This window comes from Siccirubricoccus phaeus (assembly GCF_008360935.1).
Lineage (GTDB): Bacteria > Pseudomonadota > Alphaproteobacteria > Acetobacterales > Acetobacteraceae > Siccirubricoccus > Siccirubricoccus phaeus.
In genome coordinates this window covers 303,345-322,327 of record NZ_SRXO01000002.1, presented here as the reverse complement: position 1 = coordinate 322,327, position 18,983 = coordinate 303,345, and the positions used below count along the sequence as shown (strand labels likewise).

Sequence of the window (18,983 nt, the reverse complement as noted above, 5' to 3'; positions counted from 1 at the left end):
GCCCATGGGGCCCCCGCGGAACCGCGCAGCGGCTTCGTGGGGATTGATCAATGCCGACTCCTCCGCAGCCGGGGGTCGGCGATGTCGCGCAGCCCGTCGCCCAGCAGGTTGAAGCCCAGCACCAGCAGCAGGATGGCGAGGCCGGGGAAGGTCGGGAACCACCAGGCCTCCGGCAGATGCTGCCGCGCCTCGGCCACCGCCAGCCCCCAATCCGGGTCCGGCGGCGCCGCGCCCACGCCGAGGAAGCCGAGCAGCGCCGCCGTCAGGATGGTGAAGCCCATGCCGATGGTGGCGCGGATCACGATGGCCGGCGCCGCGTTCGGCAGCACATGCAGCAGCAGGATGCGCGGCGTGGAAGCCCCGATCCCCGCCAGCGCATCGACGAAGAGCGCGCCGCGCAGCCGCCGCGTCTCGGCATAGACGGTACGAGCGAAGAAGGGCCAGTAGGTCAGGGCCAGCGCCAGCATCGCCGTGGTCAGCCCCGGCGCCAGCAACTGCCCCAGCGCCAGGGCCAGGATGAGCTGCGGCACGGCGAGGAACACATCGGTGACGCGCATGAGCAGCTCGGAAAGCCAGCCATCCCGCCACCCCGCCACCAGCCCCACCGGCACGCCGATGGCCAGCGACGCCCCCACCACGGCCACCGCCACCAGCAGCGCGCTGCGCGTGCCGAGGATGACGCGGGAGAGCACGTCCCGCCCGAGATTGTCGGTGCCGAAGGGAAACTCCGCGGAGGGCGGCCGCAGCCTTTGCAGGATGTGGCTTTCGAAGGCGTCCTCCGGATAGGGCGCGAGCCAGGGCGCGAAGATCGCCACGAATACCGCGAACAGCACCAGCGCCAGGCCGAAGGTAGCGACCGGGTCGCGCAGCAGCCGCCTCAGCGCAGGAAAGCGCGGGCGCGGCCGCTTCAGCCCGCCGCGCCCTTCGCCAGGGTTCCCAGGCAGCGGAGCTGCGTGGGAGGGCTCGACGCTCCGGGCATCGGACGCGCTCATCGCACGTCTTCCGCCACGCGCGGGTCGATCAGCGCCTGGGCCACGTCCACCAGCACATTCACCACCGCATAGACCACGCCGACCACCAGCGTGACGGCCAGCAGCGCCTTGTAATCAGCCGTCAGGATCGCCTGCACCGCATAGGTGCCGAGGCCCGGCCAGTCATAGATCGCCTCCACCGCCACGGCGCCGGAGATCAGCGCGCCGAACAGCAACCCGATCTGCGTCACCGTCACCGTCACTGCATTGCGCAGCACGTAGATGGCGTAGAGCCGGAACTTGCCGTAGCCCGCCGCCCGCGCGTACAGCACGAAATCCTTCTGCAGCATCTCCAGCATGCCGGACCGGGTGAAGCGGGCGATGCTGGCGAGGCCGGGCAGGCAGAGCGTCACCGCCGGCAGCACCAGATGCCACACCGCATCGCGGAATTGGTCGAAGCGCCCGGCCAGCAGGCTGTCGATGGTCAGCAGCCCGGTGACGGTGGGCGGCAGGCCGAGATCCACATCCACCCTGCCCCGCAGCGGCAATATGTCGAGGTCCATCGCGAAGACGAGCTGCAGCATCAGCGCCAGCCAGAAGGAGGCGATGGCGAGCCCGCCGACGGAGAGCAGCCGCACGATCTGGTCCACCGGCCCGTTATGGTTCAGCGCCGCCACCAGCCCCAGCGGAATGCCGATGATCGTCGCCAGGAAGAGCGCCGCGAAGGTCAGTTCCAGCGTCGCCGGCAGGCGCTGGGCGATCTCCTCCGTCACCGGCCTTCCGGAGAAGATGGAGCGGCCGAGATCGCCCGTCAGCACCTGCCGGATATGCACCAGCGCCTGTTCCAGGATCGGCCGGTCCAACCCGTATTTCTCGCGGATCTCGGCGATCTGCGCCGGCGTCGCGCTGTCCCCCGCCAGCGCCGCCGCGGGGTCGCCGGGGATCACCCGCGTCAGCACGAAGGTCAGCAGCACCAGCCCGAACAGCGCCGGCAGCGCCAGGAGGATCCGCCGCAGGACATAGCGCGCCACCGCCCGCTATTGCTCCGACCAGAGGGTGCGCAGCTCCCCGCCCGAGCCCACCGGGGAGAAATTCCAGCCCTGGATGCGGCGGGAGACGCCACGGAGATTGACCGTGTTGTACACCCAGATGTCCGGGCTGTCCGCCACCACCAGCCGCGTCGCCTCCTGGTACAGCTTCTCCCGCTCCGCCTGGTCCAGGCTGCCGCGGGCGCGGGTCAGCAGCTCATCGACGCGCGGGTTGCGGTACCAGCTCGACGCCTTCCAGGTGCCGTGGAAGCGGCTGTCATACATCTGGCCGATCCAATTCTCCGGGTCGATGAAGTAGCTGCTGACCCAATGGATCCAGGTATCCGGCGTCGTCTCCGGCCTTGTGGTGGAGGCGGTGATGTTCGCCCAGGTATTCGGCACGATCTTCAGGGTCACGCCCACGCGGCGGAGATCTGCCTGGAACATCTGCGCCGCCTGGGTGGTCTGCTCCAGCTCGGATTGCAGATGGATCTCGATCTCGCGGTTCAGCGGCGCACCGGCCGCCCGCGCCTTGTCGCAATGCTCCTTCGCCTTGGCGAGATCGAAGGCATAGGGCGCCAGGTCCGGCGGGTTCCCCCACAGGCTGTTCGGATTCGGGCCCGGATTCCGGATGACGAAGCCGCGCAGGATGATGTTGTTGAAGCCCTCATAGTTGAAGGCATGGGCGAAGCAGAGCCGCGCATCGAGGTTGTCGAAGGGCGGCTTGCGGTTGTTCATGCGGATGATGAAGGTCCGCATGGTCTCGTCCTTCTGCACCCGGGTGCGCGGGTTGCGCTCCACCCGATCCACCTGGTCGGTGGGCAGGTAGCTGTCGCCGGCGTCGATCTCGCCGCGCTGCAGCGCCAGCACGCGGGTGCTGGTCTCGAGGATCGGCCGCGACCGCACCTGGTCGAAGGGGTTTCGGTTGTGCGACCAGCCGAGGAAGTGGTCGCGGAAGCGGTTGAAATCCAGCGAGGTGCGGGCGCGATAGGTCTCCGCATCCACCATGTAGGCGCCGGAGCCGGCATCATGCGTCGCCAGCCAGGCGGCGCCCCAATCCTCGTTCGCCGTATTCGCCTGCACCAGCTTGCTGTTGACGATGGCGACCAGCGGCATCGCCGCCAGGAAGGGCGCATAGGGCGTGCTGAGCACGAAGCGCACCTTGTTCGGGGCCGGCGCCGTCACGTTCTCCACCTTCAGCACCGGGCTGAAGGCGGCGGCGGGGGCGCGGTTCATCGCCAGCAGGCGACGGAAGGAATAGACCACGTCCTCCGCCGTCATCACCGTGCCGTCATGGAATTTCACCCCCTCGCGCAGGGTGAACTCCCAGGTGAGGCCATCCTCGCTGGTGGTGTGGCCGGTGGCGAGCCAGGGCTCCAGCCGCGGCGGATTGCCCTGGTAGCGGTACAGCCCGTCATAGGCGTTCAGCAGGATGTACTGCATCGGCACGTCGAAGATCGCATGCGGATCGAGCGTCGCCGCCAGGCTGTCGCCCCAGACCATGGGCCGCGGGGCCTCCGCCCGCGCCGCGGGGGCGGCGAGGAGCAGGGCGGTCAGCAACAGGGCAAGGCGGCGCATCGCGGGTCTCCGGCAGAACCGGCGGGAGTGAAAGCCCGGGCGCTCGCGCCAGGCAAGGGGGCAATCGGCGCGAAGCCCGGGCAGCGGGACGTATTCTGCCCAGCATGGCGGCACCCCCCGCCACCTTGCCCGCTTGGCGCGCATGGTCCTAGGCTGCGGCGATCGCGCAGGAGAGCTTTGCCATGCCCGCCACCATCCCCGTTCTCGACCTCGGCCCGCTGCTGGAGGGCCGGCCCGGCGCGCTGGAGACGCTGGGCGCCGAGCTGCGCCGCGCCTTCACCGAGGTGGGCTTCTACTTCGTCCGCAATCACGGCGTGCCCCAGAAGCTGATCGATGCCGCCTTCGCCGCCGCCGCGCGCTACCACGCGCAGCCGATGGAGGCGAAGCTCGCCATGCCCTTCAACGAGCACAATCAGGGCTACCTGCCGATGCGCGGCAACACCACGCGCATGAATGCCGTGGACGGCATCAAGAAGCCCAACATGAACGAGGCGGTGTTCTTCAAGCGCGAGCTGCCGGCGGACCATCCGGACGTGCTCGCGGGCAAGCGCTTCCGCGCGGTGAACCAGTGGCCCGCCGATCTGCCCGGCTTCCGCGAGACGGCGCTGGAATATGCCGGGGCGATGGAGCAGCTCGGCAAGACGCTGGTGCCGATCTACGCCGCCGCGCTCGGCCTGCCGCATGACTGGTTCGACGACAAATTCCGCGAGCCGATGTTCACCCTGCGCATGACCCACTACCCGCAGCAGGAGCCGACGGCGGAAGCGGATGAGTGGGGCCTGGCGCCGCATGCGGATACCAGCTTCATGACCATCCTGGCGCAGAACAAGGTGCCGGGCCTGTCCATCCGCCTGCCGGACGGCACCTGGATCGACGCGCCGGCGCTGGAGGGCTGCTTCCTGGTGAATGGCGGCATGATGCTGCGGCGCTGGACCAACCAGCTCTTCCTCGCCACGCCGCACCGGGTGACCAACCGCAGCGGCAAGGAACGCTACGCCATCCCCTTCTTCATGGATTGCTCCTACGACGCGGTGATGGCGCCCATCCCCACCTGCATCAGCAAGCAGAATCCGGCCCGGTTCCAGCCCTTCACCTATCTGGACTTCATGAGCGAGTATTCGGGCACGAATTACGGGGAGCGCGGCCGCTCCGCCGCGGGGGTGGAGCTGCAGGGGGCCTGAGCCCCCGGCGTTTTCCCTCTTTTCATCTTCGGCGGCGCATAGCCTACTTCCGGAAAACCGGGAGGAAACCACGTCATGCGCCGTCGTACCCTGCTCCCTGCCCTTGCGGTCGCCCCCTTGCTCGCCCCTTGGGCGGCGCGGGCGCAGAATTTCGCGGAACGTCCGGTCAGCCTGGTCACCGGCTATTCGCCGGGCGGCTCCACCGACATCGCCGCGCGGCTCCTGGCGGACCGGCTGGCGGTGCATCTCGGCCCCGGCACCCGCATCGTGGTGGAGAACCGGCCGGGCGCGGCCGGGGCGGTCTGCAGCGAATGGCTGAAGCGCCAGCCGGCGGATGGCTTCACCATGATGGTGGCCGAGACCGGCTCCCACGCCATCGCCCCCAACGCCATCACCAACTGGAACCGCTACGACCCGGTGAACGACTTCACCCATCTCGGCATCATCGGCGCGCCGCCCCTGGTGCTGGTGGTGAATAACCGCTTCCCCGGCGGCAGCGCGGCGGAGGTGGTGGCGGCGATGCGCCGCGCCCCGCCCGAAAGCATCACCTACGCCACTTCCGGCGTCGGCGGCGTGCTGCATTTGGCCTCGGAGATGCTGGGGCAGCACCTGAACACCCGCTTCGTGCATGTGCCCTATCGCAGCGGGGCGCAGATGATGCAGTCCATCCATACCGGGGAAGCGCAATTCGGCATAGCCGCCCTCGCCTCCGCCAATCAGATGATCCGAGACGGCATGGTGCGCGGCGTCGCCGTGACAGGGCGGCAGCGCTTCCCCACCTATCCGGAGATGCCGACCTTGGTGGAGGCGGGGGTGCCGGGCTTCGAATTCGATACCTGGTTCATCCTGGTCGGCCCGCCCGGCATGCCGCTGCCGGCAGCGAGCGCCATCAACCGCGCGCTGGTGGCCACGCTGCATGAGGACCCGACGCGCGACCGGCTGCTGGCGGCGGGGCACGATGCCTGGCGAGCAGCGAACGGGCTGGACGAAGCACGGGGCTTCATCGTGCGGGAACAGGAGAAGTACAAGGCGGTGGTGGCGAGGACGGGGGTGCGACTGGAAGGGTAATCGAGAGGGGCTCTGCCCCTCTCGAGCTCACCCCGCCAAAGGCCGAAGGGCCTTTGGAAACCCTGAGTTGGCGTGAGCAGGTTCAAACTGTGGGGCGAAAGGCGGCGACCAGTTCGGCACAGCGCGGCAGACGATCGACGCCGCGCGCCATCTCCCACATTTCCACCCAGCGGGGGCCGAAACCTGGTTCGACCATGCGGCGGAATTTGTCGCGCATGGCGGCTTCGGGCAGCGGGCGGTCGGGGTCGCCAGGGGTGCCGATGACCGTGCACTCCCGCACCGAGCCATCCGCCAGGCGCAGCACAAGGGTGCAGACGCGCTCCGCCGGTTGTCGCGCCGTATAGGCTGGCTCCTCGCGCACGCTCACCCTGGCGGCCAGGGCGCGCGTCGCCGGGTCGGCGATGGCCTCCTCGGCGAAGGCCTCCACCCAGGCATGGCCACGCAGGATGCGCGTCGCTACGGTGAAGGGGATGCTGAAGCGACCGGCAATGGGTGAGACCGGCGCGCGCTCGGACAGCGTGGCGGCGGAGGCGAAGGTGGCGACCTCGATCGCCGCGACCTGGCCGGGGTCCAGCGGGGACTCCGCCAGCAGCAATTCGATCGCCTCCAGCGCCCCCTGGGTCTCGCGGCAGCAGGCGTTGGTCTTGAGGAAGGCTTCCAGAATGAAGGGGCGGGTGGCGGAGGCGTCATAGGCCGCCTGGTCGAAGCCCTCGCCGATCACCTGGCCGAAGACCACGGGGATGCCGCCCGGCTCGCCGGTGACGCCGGCCTCCAGCAGGTCCACCGCCAGCAGCCCGTTCTGCGCCGCCGCGCCGGCATAGATGTTGCGCACGGAGCCGCCGCGCAGCGAGGCGGTGACGCTGGTGGCGAGGCCGAGGCTCGCCGCGAGGTCCAGCGCCGCCCGCAGCCATGCCGGAGGATAGCCGCGCAGCGTCGCCACCGCCGCTGCGGCGCCGATCACGCCCCAGGTGCCGTGCGGATGCGCCGCGGGACGCAGCCGCATGGCGTGGCCGACGCGGGAGCCCTCATGATAGCCGGCGATGATGGCGGAGAGCAGCGCCTCGCCGCTGGGGTTGGTGGCAGCGGCCTCGGCCAGGGCCGGGGCGATGGCGTGGATGGCGGGATGGCCGCCGGCGGCGTAGTTGCCCTCGTCCAGTTCCACCGCCGTGCCGGCATAGCCGGTGAGGAAGGCGGCCATGGGGGGCGGCGCGGCGGCGGTGCATCCCACCAGCTTCACGCCGCCTCCCGCGTGCCGGGCGGTGATGGCTCTGACGCTGCCTTCCCGATGCCCGGCGAGGATGGCGCCGAGCGTATCGGCCAGGATCAGGGCGGCGTGGTTGCGAAGGGCGTCGGGCATGGGGTGAGTGTGCCGGGGCCGGCGCGGCGGCGCCAGACTGGCTTGGCGGTGTGCCCGTCGGGTTTGGGACCCCTGGTCTCCAAAGGGCTTTCGGCTGCGGTGGTGGGGGTTGGATGCACCGCGTACAACGAGGGGGTCGCGGCACCGCCGCGACGCCCCTCTCGTCTGCGAGCCTCCGGCATGTCCCGCATTGTTTCCCTCGGCTTGTTGCTGCCTTTCCTGCGTCCCTATCGCGGCCGGGTGGTGTTGGCGGGGCTGGCCTTGCTGCTCGCCTCCGAGCTTGTCCTCTCCCTTGGCCAGGGCCTGCGCCATCTCATCGATGCCGGCTTCGCCAGCCGCAGCACCACGGGGCTGGACGTGGCGGCGCTCGGCATGTTCGGCCTGGTGGCGGCCCTCGGCATCGCCACCGCCGGGCGCTACTGGCTCGTCACCTGGCTCGGGGAGCGGGTGGCCGCCGATCTGCGCCGCCAGGTCTTCGACCATCTGCTCCGCCTCTCGCCCGCCTGGTTCGAGACGGCGCGGACCGGCGACATCCTCTCCCGCCTTTCCGCCGATGTGGCGCTGCTGCAGACGCTGATCGGCTCCGCCGTCTCCCAGGGGCTGCGCAACGCGCTGATGGCGGCGGGCGCCTTCGGCATGCTGCTGGTGACGAGCCTGAAACTGGCCGGGTTGGTGGCCGTGGTGGTGCCGCTGGTGGTGCTGCCGCTGGTCACCTTCGGCCGGCGGGAGAAGCGCCTCAGCCGGGTGGCGCAGGAGCGGGTGGCGGATCTCGGCGTGGCGGCGGAGGAGGCGATCCACGGCTTGCGCACCGTGCAGGCCTTCACCCGGGAAGCGGCGGAAAGTGCCCGCTACGCCGCCCAGGCGGAAGCCTCCGTCGCCGCGGCGCAGCGGCGGATCGCCACGCGGTCCATGCAGGTGCTGGTCGTCATCCTGCTCGGCTTCGGGGCCATCACCTTCGCCCTTTGGGTCGGCGGGCGGGACGTGCTGGCGGGGCGGATGACGGGCGGGGAGCTTTCGGCCTTCGTCCTCTATGCCGTGCTGATGGCCAGCGCCGGCGCGCAGATCAGCGAGGTCTGGGGCGATGTGCAGCGCGCCGCCGGCGCGGCGGAGCGGCTGGTGGAGCTGCTGGAGGTGCCGCCCGCCATCGCCGCGCCGGCCCACCCCGCCCTGCTGCCGAGCCCGACGCGCGGCCGTATCGCCTTCGAGGAGGTCTCCTTCCGCTACCCCTCGCGGCCGGAGCAATCGGCGCTGGACGGCATCTCCTTCACCATCGCGCCGGGGGAGCATGTGGCGCTGGTCGGCCCCTCCGGCGCCGGCAAGACCACGGTGCTGCAATTGCTGCTGCGCTTCTATGACCCGCAGGCGGGGCGCATCACGCTGGATGGCGTGGACATCACCCAGGTCGATCCCGCGGCGCTGCGCGCCCGGCTCGGGCTGGTCTCGCAGGAGCCGGTGATCTTCTCCGCCAGCGCCGCGGACAATGTCCGCTTCGGCCGGCAGGAGGCGAATGACGCCGAGGTAGTGGCGGCGGCGCAGGCTGCGGCGGCGGATGGCTTCCTGCGGGCGCTGCCGCAGGGCTATGCCAGCTTCCTCGGCACCAAGGGGGTGATGCTGTCCGGCGGCCAGCGGCAGCGCCTGGCCATCGCCCGCGCCATATTGCGCGACCCCGCGGTGCTGCTGCTGGATGAAGCCACCAGCGCGCTGGACGCCGAGAGCGAGCAGGCGGTGCAGCAGGCGCTGGAACGCCTGGCCCAGGGCCGCACCACGCTGGTGGTGGCGCATCGCCTGGCGACGGTCCGCCGCGCCGACCGCATCCTGGTGCTGGACAGCGGGCGGATCGCCGAGAGCGGCACGCACGACTCGCTGGTGCGCCAGGGCGGGCTCTATGCCAGGCTGGCGGCGCTGCAATTCGGCGTGGCGCCCGTCGTCGGCGCGTGAAACCATGCGGGCTGGAGACCGCCGCATGCTGACCGCCTATTTCCTCAACGGCCCGAACGCCAATCTGTACGGGTTGGACGCCAAGGGCACCTATGGGACGGAAAGCTTCCCGGCGATCCGCGCCCGCTGCCTGGCCGCCGCCGAACGCCACGGGCTGGATTTGGAATTCCGCCAGACCAACGATGAAGGCCAGCTCATCGACTGGATCCAGGAAGCCCGCGAACGCGCCGATGGGCTGCTGATCAACGCCGCCGGCCTCTCCTACACCTCCATCGCGGTGCTGGACGCGCTGCTGATGATCGAGGGCCCGGTGATCGAGGTGCATATGAGCAACATCCACCGCCGCGAGCCCTTCCGGCACAAGACCTTCACCAGCAAGGCGGCGACCGCCTCCATCTGCGGCCTCGGCCCGCTGGGCTATGAGCTGGCGATCGGCGCCATGGCCGATCTCATCGCCGCCGGAGTCTCCCGCTGATGGTGGCCGTCGCCTTCTTCAGCGAGGTGGATGACCCGGAGGATTGGCGCCGCGCCCTCGGCGCTGTCCTGCCGGAGGCGGAGTTCCGCGTGGCGCCCGCGCTCGGCGACCCGGCGGAGATCGAGGCGGCGATGGTCTGGAAGCCGCCCGCCGGTTTCTTCGCGCCCATGCGGAAGCTGAAGCTGGTGGTCAATCTCGGCGCCGGCGTGGACAGCCTGGTGGGGCGGGACGATTTGCCGCCCGTCCCCATCGCCCGGCTGAACGACCCCGGCATGGTGCAGTTGATGACCAGCTATGTGGTCTTCGCCGTCACCCGCTATGCCCGGGACATCCACCATTTCGAGCGCGCCCAGCGGCGCGGCGCGTGGGAGTACCGCCACCCGCGGGCGCTGGACCGGATCAGGGTGGGCGTGCTCGGCCTGGGGGAGCTGGGCGGGCCGGCGGCGCAGGCGCTGGCCGGCATGGGCTACAGCGTCACCGGCTGGTCGCGCAGCCCGAAGAGCATCCCCGGCGTGCGGTGGGAAGGCTCGCTCGATGCCGTGCTGGCGGAGAGCGAGATCCTAGTCGCGCTGGTGCCCCTCACGCCGGACACGCGAGGGCTGATCGGGGCACGGGAGTTCGGCCTGCTGCCGCGCGGCGCCAAGCTGGTGAATGCCTGCCGCGGCCCGGTGGTGGATGAGGCGGCGCTGCTGGTCGCGCTCAGCGACGGCACGCTGGAGGCGGCGACGCTCGACGTCTTCAACCAGGAGCCGCTGCCGGAGGGTCACCCGCTCTGGCGCATGGAGAATGTGCTGATCACCCCGCACCTCGCCAGCATAACCGTGCCGGACAGCGCCGCCCGCGACGTGGCGGAGAGCATCCGCCGCGTCCTCCGCGGCGAGCCGCCCTTGCACCAGGTCGATCCGGGGCGGGGGTACTGACTCTCCCCACGAAGCTGCTGGCGCAGCTTCATGGGGCTCCGGAGGCGCTTGGTAACGGAAGCCTCGCACAGCCTGCCGCGGCAAAGCCGCGGCAGGGCAACGGGCGGCCTCAGGCCGTGCGGCGGGGGGCCGCCTTTCCGCGCGGCGCGGGCAACCCACATGCTAGCCTCCAACAGGAAGGAGAGAAGGCCATGTCGGACGCCAAGATCGCCCCGAACCTGCCGCAATGGATGCTGGACCATGTCCACCGCTACCTCTCCAGCGGCGGCACGGATGGTCATATGTACGATGCGAAGCTGCCGGACGGGCAGCCCATCACCGTTCCGGCCCTGCTGCTGATCACCACCGGGCGCAAATCCGGGGAGAAATACCTCTTCCCGCTCTATTACGGCACCGAAGGCGACAGCTTCATCATCGTCGCCTCCAAGGGCGGGGCGCCGGACCATCCCGGCTGGTACAAGAACCTGCTGGCGAACCCGCTGGCGGAGGTGCAGGTGGGCACGCGCCGCATCCCCGTCCGCGCCCGCACCGTCACCGGGCCGGAACGCGCGAAGCTGTGGGAGAAGGCGCTGAAATTCTGGCCGCCCTATGCGGATTACGCGAAGAAGACGGAACGCGAGATCCCGGTGGTGCTGCTCGACCCAGTGAATTGAGGCAGCTAGGGCTTCGCCCCTCATACTCCGGCGGGGGCGCTGCCCGTTGGCGGCACCGCCGCCAACCGCCTCGAGTCGGCAGGTTCAACCCACGGGTCTGAAACTCGGACCGGGGTCCGGGGCCAGGTCCTGGCCCCGGCGGGAGTGCAGAGGGCAGCGCCCTCTGCCGGGGGTGTCGGGGGCGGAGCCCCCGCCTGGCACGCCCGTTGCGCTTCCCCTCCGCCCCGCCATGCCGGCCGGGGAGGAGGCCCCCGCCATGCCCGCCCTGCCCCTGCTGCTGCTCGCCCTGGCCCTCGCTTGGCCCGCCATGGCGCAGAATGTGGAGCAGGGCCAGCTCTGCCGCGCCGCCATCGCCACCGTGGAACGCGAGGCCAACCTCCCGCCGCGGCTGCTGGCGGCCATCGGGCGCGTGGAAAGCGGCCGGCGGGACCCCGAAAGCGGCGCCTTCCACCCCTGGCCCTGGACCATCAATGCGGAGGGGCGCGGCAGTTTTTTCCCGGACAAGCCGGCAGCCATTGCCGCGGTGCGGCAGCTCCAGGCCCAGGGGGTGCGGTCCATCGATGTGGGCTGCCTGCAGATCAACCTCCGCCACCACCCCAACGCCTTCGCCAGCCTGGAGGAGGCCTTCGACCCCCTGGCCAATGCCCGCTACGCCGCCCGCTTCCTGATCGAGCTGCAGGCGGCCCGCGGCGACTGGATGGTGAGTGCCAGCCACTACCATTCCCAGACGCCGGATTTCGCCAGCGCCTATCGCACCCGGGTGACGGCGGCGCTGCTGGCCGAACAAGGGACGCCGGAGGCCCCGGCCACCGCCATGGCGGCGCTGCGCCCGCAGCCTGCGCCGGCGGCGCCCATCCCGGGCAGCGGCGGCTTCATGCTTTCCAACGGCGCCGACCGGGCGGCGCTCACCCCCGCCGCCCCTGGCACGGTGGGGCGCGGCCTGGCCGCCTATCGTGCCTTGCCCATCCCGCTGGCCGGCCGCACCCCCATCGCCGGCGCCCGACGGCTGTAGGCGCAAGCGCCGCCCATGTCCTGCCGCGGCAGGCTGTGAGAGGCCGAGGGAGCACAGCAACTCCAGGGGCCCCGCGGCGCCGCGCAGCGGCGGCGTGGGGAGCGTTAGAGCGTGATCGGTTGAGGTCGAATCGACCGAAACCGTGAATCACGCGACCGAACAATGAGCTAGAGCGGGGCGGGTGAGCGCAGCTCAACCGATCCCGCTCCAGTGTCCTGCCCGCGAGTTCGCTGGATTTCCAGCGAACGCAGCGGACAAGCAGGCCACTGAAAACACAAGCTAGTGGCCCGAGAACGAAGTCCGCAGGACTTCAGAATCGGGACACTAGCGCATGGGCCAGGAATACATCAGCCCGCCATCGGTCCAGAGCCGGTTCAACCCGCGCTCCAGCCCGATCGGGGTGTTCGGGCCGATGGTCCGCTCAAACAGCTCCCCGTAATTGCCGATGGCGCGGATCAGGTTGTAGGCCCAGGCCGGGTCCAGCTTCAGCGACTGGCCGAGCACCGGATCCACCCCCAGCAGCCGGCGGATCTCCGGGTTGGGGCTCTGCCGCAGCTGCTCGGCATTGCCGCTGGTCACGCCCAGCTCCTCCGCCTGGATCAGGGCGGAGATGGTCCAGCGCACCACGTCGAACCACTCCTGGTCGTCGCGCCGCACCACCGGCCCGTAGGGCTCCTTGGAGAAGCGCTGCGGCAGGATGACGTAGTCGCCCGGCCGGGTGAACTGACTGCGCAGCGCGGCGAGCTGCGTTGCATCCGTGCCGATCGCGTCGCAGCGCCCGGCCTGCAGCGCCGCGGCATTGTCCTGCATCCGCTCCTGCAGCAGCGGGGTGAAGCGGAGGTTGTTGGCGCGGAACCAGTCGGTCGTCACCAGCTCATTCGTCGTGCCGGGGGAGAGGCAGATGGTCATCCCCTCCATGCCCTTCGGGTCCGTCAGGCCGGCATCCTTCCGCACCATGAAGCCGTGGCCGTCATAGAGATAGACCACCACCATGCGCAGGCCGAGCGTCGTGTCCCGCGTCATGGTCAGCGTCGTCTGGCGGATCAGCACGTCGATCTCGCCGGACTGCAATGCGGTGAAGCGCTGCACCGCGGTCAGCGGCACGAAGCGCACCTTGGACGCGTCGCCGAACATCACCGCGGCGACGCCGCGGCAAAGATCGGCATCCATGCCGCGCCACACCCCCTGGCTGTCCGGCAGGGAGAAGCCGGCGACGCCGACATTCACGCCGCAATTCAGCGTGCCGCGCGCCTTGACGTTGTCGAAGGTCTGCCCCGCCCGGGCGCCCCCGGCCCAGGGGACGAGCCCCAGGCCGAGAGCGAAGAGGGCCAGAAAGAGAATCCGGCGCATGGTCAGCGGATCGGCGACCAGGGCACCGGCTTCAGGATCAGGTTGGTCTGCTGCTTCAGCGCGCCGAGCGGGGCGGTGGCCTTCTGGAACTCCGCCCAGCCCGGATCGCTCGCCATGGCGGTGCGCCGGCGGTCGCGATCGGCGAGCGAGGAATAGGCCCAGGCGAAGACGATCTGGTTGATCGGCCCAACCTCCGTCACCGCGAACCAGAGGAGCTGGCCGAGCAGCCGCTGCTGCACCGGCAGGCCGATGTCGCGATAGGCGTCGATCCAGGCCTGCATCTTGCCCGGGTGGAAGTCGTAGGTGCGGTGATCGACGAACATCCCGGTGCCCTCGAGCTTCCGCTCGAAGGGCTGGCCCACCTTCTGCAGCGGGGAGAAGGGCAGGGTCTTCAGCAGCTTGGCTTCCTGGGCGAACAGCGCCCCGCTTTCCCGCGTCGTCGCCAGGAAGCGCTGCCAGTCCGGATCGGCATCCCGCTTCGGCATGTTCTCCTCGCGGGTGTCGATGTCGTCGAAGCCGCGGACGAAGAGCACGCGGTTGATCTGGCCGAATTCCACCGTGAACATGCCGATCAGCGGCGTCAGGGTGCGGCCGGAGGCGGCGCCGCCGATCTCGCCATAGGCCTTCAGCCAGAGCGGCAGCTTGCCGGCATGGGCCGTGTAGATCCGCTGTTCGAGAAACATGGCGTCGCTCCTTCCTTGGCCGGGCCTCCCCGGATCCGCGGAGTGCGGCACAGCGGCGCGGCGCGGTCAATCGGGGGTGGGCGCGGCGGGGGCGGCGGCCGGTTCGTCAACAAGGGGTAATAGCGCCCGAGGGTTGTTTCCTTAACGATCCTTTCAACCTCGCGGCCGTAAGTCCGGTGTCGCCCCTTTGCAACGGACTTCCGCGATGCCGCAAGATGCGCGCCAAGGCCGGGTTGCAGATGCAGCCGCGTGCCGTTTCCCAGGTGGTGACGCCTGCCCCATCCCCGCCCGTGCCGGGCAAGGGGTGGCGTCATGAGCCTCACCCTGCTGCCGCCCAGGCCGGATGGCGGGGCCCGGACCCTGTCCGGGCGTGGCCTGCTGGATTATCTCGGCCGCCTGCTGCCGCACCCGGCCCCGGCGGCGGCCGAGGCGCCGCCCGCCGATCCGGTGGCGGTGGAAATCGCCCATATCGCCGCCTCCGGCCTGTTCGACGCGCATTGGTTCACCGAACAGCATCCGGAAGCGGCCGAGGCCCCGCACGGCGCCGTCGCCTGGCAGGTGCGGGAAGCGCCGCTGACCGCGCCGCATCCGCTCTTCGACCCGGCGCATTACCAGGCGACCGAGCCGGATTGGCGGCTCTTCGCCGCCACGCCGCTCGGCCACTACCTGCGGCGCGGCGCGGCGGCGGAGGCCAGCCCCCATCCGCTCTTCGACCCCGCCTGGTACGCTGCCCAGGTGCCGGGGGTGCCGGCGGAACGGCTCTTCCGCCATTACCTGACGGAGGGCTTCGCCGCCGGGCTGTCGCCGCACCCGGCCTTCGATCCCGGCTTCTACGCCGCGCAGCTTCCGGAATTGCGGGCGGCGGGGGTCAATCCGCTGACCCATTTCGTGCAGCTCGGCGCGGCCCAGGGGCTGTCGCCCAACCCGCTCTTCGACCTGCCCTGGTATGCGGCGCGCTACGCCCCGGCGGAGAATCCGCTGGTGCATTTCCTCACTCAGGGGGTGGCGGCGGGCGCCCGGCCGCATCCGGCCCTGCCCGCCGAGCCGCTGCGCCTGTGGCTGGCAAGGCTGGCTGCCGGGAAGGGCCAGCGGCCGGATACCGCCCCTGCCGTCACGCCGGGCCCTGCCGCCGAAGCTGCGGGAGCCGAATCGCCGGCTGCCCGAACCCCTGCCGTCGCAGCCCTGGCCGTTGCACCCCCGGCCGCCGGAGTCGGGGCCGCGCGGGCCCTGGTCCTGGCGGCGCCGGCCGCCAGGGCGCCGACCGCCGGAGCCCGGGCCATGGAAGCCCCGGCCGCCAGCGTTCCGGCCGCCGAATTCCGCGGGCCGCTGCCCGAGCCCGAGGCGGAACCCGCGCCCGGGCCGGCGCCGGTGCCGCAGGGCGAGCCGCCCGCCGCCCCGGCGCCGGACCGGGCCGCAACCGGAATTGCCGCCCCCGAGCTCTCCGGCCCGCCCGCCGCGCCGCGCGTCGCCGAACCCCAGCCAGGAGCCGACCTCGCCAGCGGGCAGGGCGCGCTCCGGGCGGCGCCGGCGGCGCCCCGCCCGGCCCCCTCCGCCCTGGCTGAAGGCCATGGCCCCGGCCTGGCCCCGACCCGCTCGCCACCCCCTCAAACACCGGAGACCGTCAACGTGACCGTCCTGAAGCCGCAATACGCGGCAGAGCCCGCCCTGGTCAGCAGCACCGGCGCCGTCACCTTCACCGGCGACCTGCTGCGGGTGGAAGACCACGAGCCGAAGCGCCTGCCGAACCCGCAGGCGACCAACATCGCCTGGATCCATGCCCTGTTCGGCCCGCTGCTGCGGGAGATCACCGGCCGCCCCTGCCGCGCCTTCGTCGCGGAGGACTACCCGAACCCCCTCGCCCGGCTCGCCATCTTCCGCCGGCTGCAGCGGGAATTCAGCACGGCCGGCTGGGCCTCGCTCTATGCCGGGCTGGAGGATGCGGCGCTGGAGGAGGACATCGCCAGCCGCTTCGCCGGCGACCTCGTGGTCAGCTACGAGCTGCCGCCCTATCTGCGCCGTATCTTCGACCGCCACGGCATCGGCTTCATCGATCTGACCATCCACCCGATCCGCTACCTGCCCGAGTACATGTTCGGCATCCGCAGCAACGTCCCGGCCATCAGCCAGCGGCTGCACGCGCTGCAGGTCCCCGCCAGGCTCTTCGCCGATTTCGCCCGCCTCTCCGCCGCCCGTACCATCCGCGTCTTCCGCCGGGCGGATCTGGAACCCGGCGCCGCCCTCTTCATCGGCCAGATGAACCGCGACTCCTCGCTGATCCACCGCGGCCGGATGTATGAGGCCGAGGATGTCGAGACGGCGCTGCTCGAACTCTCCTCGCGCTATCCGAAGGTCTACTACAAGGTGCACCCGCACCGGCGGGACGCCGCCGAGCTGAAGGCCTTCGTCGCCACCCTGCCGCGCTGCGAGTGGATCGACGCGAATGTCTACGACCTGCTGGCGCGGCCGGAGATCGCGCTGGCCGCCAGCCTTTCCTCCGGCACGCTGGTGGAGGCGCCCTTCTTCCAGCGCCCGGTGCAGCGCTACATCGACCGGCCGGTGCATGTGGACGTCACCGGGGCGGCGCATGAGGAGGTGTTCGAGAAGGGGCAGTATGTCGCGGCGCCGCCGGCGATCTTCGAGGCGCCCTACTGGGCCTACATCCTCGGCCATAGCGACACCCCGCCGCCGGTGCCGCTGTTCGACGTCACGCGCGACGCGCTGAGGACCACGCTCAACATGAAGTGGGGCCGATGAGCGCCCCCGCCCTGCCGCCGGAGGGCGGCATCCTTTACGACCTCAGCCGGCTGGTCACGCGCCACGCCCAGCACACCCCGACCGGGATCGACCGGGTGGATCTGCGCTACGCCCTCTGCGCCGCGGGCGGGGAATGGGGGCCGTCCATGCTGGTCGCCCAGCGCGGCGGCACCATCGTGGAAGTGCCGCGCTCGGCCGGCCGAAGGCTGCTGGCGCATCTCGCCGATCGCTGGATCGCGGGCGGCCCGGGCACGGAGATCGAGCCGGTGCTGCAGCAGGCCGGGCTGCTCGGCCCCACGCCCCAGGGCAAGGCGCTGGCCGAGGCCGCGGCGGGGCCGCGGCAATTCGGCCTGCGCTACCCGCGCAGCGTCTATATGAATGCCTCGCATCACGGCCTGGGCGATCAGGAGGCGCTGGGCCGGCTGCTGAACCATGTCAGCGGCGGCGTCTTCTTCGTCCACGACCTGATCCCGATCGAGTTCCCGGAATACGTCCCCCCGGGGGACAAGGCGACGCATGAGGCACGGATGCGCGCCGCCCTTTCCCTTGGCACCGCCCTCATCGTGAATTCCGCGGCGACGCAGCGGAGCCTCGAGGCCTGGGCCGCGGCCCGCGGCTTCCGCTGCCCCGCCATCCATGTGGCGCGGATTGGCCTCGAGAAGGGCTTCGCGGCGGCCGGGCCGGCGGCGGCGCCGCCGCTCGACCAGCCCTATTTCGTCTGCGTCGGCACCATCGAGCCGCGCAAGAACCACGTCACCCTGCTGCATCTCTGGCGCGCCCTGGCGCAGGAGCTGCCGGCGGCGCAGGTGCCGAAGCTGGTGCTCATCGGCCGCCGCGGCTGGGAATGCCAGCATGTCTTCGCCATGCTCGACCGCTGCGAGGTGCTGCGGCCGCATGTCATCGAGCTGAGCGGGCTGAGCGATGCGGACATGCGGGCCTGGCTGCAGAACGCTCGGGCCGCGCTGTTCCCGAGCTTCGCGGAAGGCTGGGGCATCCCGGTGGTGGAGGCCCTCGCCCTCCAGGTGCCGGTCATCTGCTCCGACATCCCGGTGCTGCGGGAGGCGAGCCAGGGCTTGGGCGATGCGGTCGACCCGCTGGATGTGCGGGGCTGGCGCGACCGCATCCTGGCCTATGCGGGCGAATCGGCGGCGGCCCGGGCGGCGCGGCGCGCGGCGCTGTCCCGCTTCGCCCCGCCGGGCTGGGACAGCCACCTGGCCGGGGTGCGCGGCGCCCTGGCCGAGGCGATGGCGGCCGGCGGCCTCGTCCGGCCGAAGGCCCTGCCGCTGGAGGAGCTGCCGGCCGGCGATGCGGTGATCCCCGAGGGTCCCGAGGCGGCGCTGGATGATTTCGCCCAGGCGGTGAAGGCCGGGGATGCCGCCCGGGGCCGGCGGGACTGGGTGGCGGCGGCGCGCGCCTATCGCCAGGCGCTCCGCCTGCGGCCGGATGAGGCGGGGATCTGGGTGCAGTACGGCCACATGCTGAAGGAGGCGGGCAAGCTCAAGGCCGCTTACGACGCCTACCACGAGGCGCTGGCCCGGATACCGCAGGATGCCGACCTGCATCTGCAGCTTGGCCATCTGTTCAAGCTGGCCCGGCGCACGCCGCATGCCCTGGCCTATTACGAGATGGCCATGCAGCTCGACCGCAGCAATGCCGAGGCACGGCGGCATGTGGAATGGGGGCATCGGCAGCTCGCCTCGGCCTGAGGCCGGCAGCGGCCGGCGCCTGCCCCGGTCCTGCCCCGCCTGGGCGGTGCCGGGGGGGGGTTGTCCGGGCAGGGTCATAGCGGCTTCCGCCTCGCCGGAAGGCGCCCCAGCCGGCCGGGCGGAGAAGCCGCTCCTGGCCTAGTGTCCTGCCCGCGAAGTTCGCTGGATTTCCAGCGAACGGAGCGGACAAGCAGGCCACTGAAAACAAAGCTAGTGGCCCGAGAACGAAGTCCGCAGGACTTCGGAATCGGGACACTAGAGCGTGATCGGTTGAGGTCGAATCGACCGAGACCGTGAATCACGCGACCG

The 18,983-nt window shown here is 71.0% G+C and carries 15 protein-coding genes; 9 read left to right on the top strand and 6 right to left on the bottom strand.

Annotated features, from left to right (window positions below; translation table 11 throughout):
* Positions 1-47: 47 nt before the first annotated feature.
* The 3 genes from E5N76_RS03895 to E5N76_RS03885 are packed head-to-tail and all read right to left on the bottom strand — an operon-like array spanning position 48 to position 3,577.
* A complete protein-coding gene (locus E5N76_RS03895) occupies positions 48-992 on the bottom strand; it encodes an ABC transporter permease (RefSeq protein WP_149535982.1) in 945 nt (314 codons plus the stop codon).
* A complete protein-coding gene (locus tag E5N76_RS03890; protein WP_149535981.1) occupies positions 989-2,002 on the bottom strand; it encodes an ABC transporter permease in 1,014 nt (337 codons plus the stop codon). Before E5N76_RS03890 ends, E5N76_RS03895 begins: the two co-directional genes overlap by 4 nt.
* Before the next feature lie 6 nt (positions 2,003-2,008).
* Positions 2,009-3,577 carry an ABC transporter substrate-binding protein gene (locus E5N76_RS03885; protein WP_187829960.1) on the bottom strand — a complete coding sequence of 523 codons (1,569 nt, stop codon included), beginning with the start codon at positions 3,575-3,577 and terminating at the stop codon, positions 2,009-2,011.
* Between the two features lie 182 nt (positions 3,578-3,759).
* On the opposite strand from E5N76_RS03885, the gene E5N76_RS03880 reads away from it, so the two are divergent.
* Both E5N76_RS03880 and E5N76_RS03875 read left to right on the top strand, forming a co-directional pair.
* Entirely contained in the window at positions 3,760-4,758 is a 999-nt protein-coding gene (locus E5N76_RS03880; RefSeq protein ID WP_149535979.1) for an isopenicillin N synthase family dioxygenase, read from the top strand.
* 75 nt (positions 4,759-4,833) lie between these two features.
* Complete coding sequence (locus tag E5N76_RS03875; RefSeq protein WP_149535978.1) at positions 4,834-5,826, top strand: Bug family tripartite tricarboxylate transporter substrate binding protein; 993 nt, start codon at positions 4,834-4,836, stop codon at positions 5,824-5,826.
* An 82-nt stretch (positions 5,827-5,908) separates the two neighbouring features.
* Here the strand turns inward: E5N76_RS03875 and E5N76_RS03870 are convergent, their stop codons facing one another.
* Positions 5,909-7,183: an MmgE/PrpD family protein gene (locus E5N76_RS03870; protein WP_149535977.1), complete on the bottom strand. Its 1,275-nt coding sequence runs from the start codon at positions 7,181-7,183 to the stop codon at positions 5,909-5,911.
* Positions 7,184-7,363: 180 nt separating this feature from the next.
* Here E5N76_RS03870 and E5N76_RS03865 point away from each other — a divergent pair, with 180 nt between their 5' ends.
* The 5 genes from E5N76_RS03865 to E5N76_RS03845 all read left to right on the top strand — a co-directional run bounded on the left by E5N76_RS03865 (position 7,364) and on the right by E5N76_RS03845 (position 12,181).
* A complete protein-coding gene (locus tag E5N76_RS03865; protein ID WP_149535976.1) occupies positions 7,364-9,121 on the top strand; it encodes an ABC transporter transmembrane domain-containing protein in 1,758 nt (585 codons plus the stop codon).
* Between the two features lie 25 nt (positions 9,122-9,146).
* Positions 9,147-9,596: a type II 3-dehydroquinate dehydratase gene (locus E5N76_RS03860; protein ID WP_149535975.1), complete on the top strand. Its 450-nt coding sequence runs from the start codon at positions 9,147-9,149 to the stop codon at positions 9,594-9,596.
* Positions 9,596-10,516, top strand: a complete 921-nt coding sequence (locus tag E5N76_RS03855) for a 2-hydroxyacid dehydrogenase (protein ID WP_149535974.1) — start codon at positions 9,596-9,598, stop codon at positions 10,514-10,516. The genes E5N76_RS03860 and E5N76_RS03855 overlap by 1 nt, the downstream gene beginning before the upstream one ends.
* A gap of 191 nt (positions 10,517-10,707) precedes the next feature.
* Positions 10,708-11,169: a nitroreductase family deazaflavin-dependent oxidoreductase gene (locus tag E5N76_RS03850; protein ID WP_207791853.1), complete on the top strand. Its 462-nt coding sequence runs from the start codon at positions 10,708-10,710 to the stop codon at positions 11,167-11,169.
* A 256-nt stretch (positions 11,170-11,425) separates the two neighbouring features.
* Complete coding sequence (locus E5N76_RS03845; protein ID WP_149535973.1) at positions 11,426-12,181, top strand: lysozyme family protein; 756 nt, start codon at positions 11,426-11,428, stop codon at positions 12,179-12,181.
* 324 nt (positions 12,182-12,505) lie between these two features.
* Here the strand turns inward: E5N76_RS03845 and E5N76_RS03840 are convergent, their stop codons facing one another.
* Together E5N76_RS03840 and E5N76_RS03835 are read right to left on the bottom strand one after the other, a co-directional pair.
* Complete coding sequence (locus E5N76_RS03840) at positions 12,506-13,531, bottom strand: amino acid ABC transporter substrate-binding protein (RefSeq protein ID WP_149535972.1); 1,026 nt, start codon at positions 13,529-13,531, stop codon at positions 12,506-12,508.
* A 2-nt stretch (positions 13,532-13,533) separates the two neighbouring features.
* On the bottom strand, positions 13,534-14,214 hold the full coding sequence (locus E5N76_RS03835) for an NIPSNAP family protein (protein WP_149535971.1): 681 nt from the start codon (positions 14,212-14,214) through the stop codon (positions 13,534-13,536).
* Between the two features lie 312 nt (positions 14,215-14,526).
* Between E5N76_RS03835 and E5N76_RS03830 the strand changes: the two genes are divergently transcribed.
* Positions 14,527-16,968 (top strand): hypothetical protein, encoded by a 2,442-nt coding sequence (locus tag E5N76_RS03830; RefSeq protein WP_149535970.1) that lies wholly within the window; start codon positions 14,527-14,529, stop codon positions 16,966-16,968.
* A complete protein-coding gene (locus tag E5N76_RS03825) occupies positions 16,965-18,674 on the top strand; it encodes a glycosyltransferase family 4 protein (protein ID WP_149535969.1) in 1,710 nt (569 codons plus the stop codon). The genes E5N76_RS03830 and E5N76_RS03825 overlap by 4 nt, the downstream gene beginning before the upstream one ends.
* Positions 18,675-18,983: the final 309 nt, after the last annotated feature.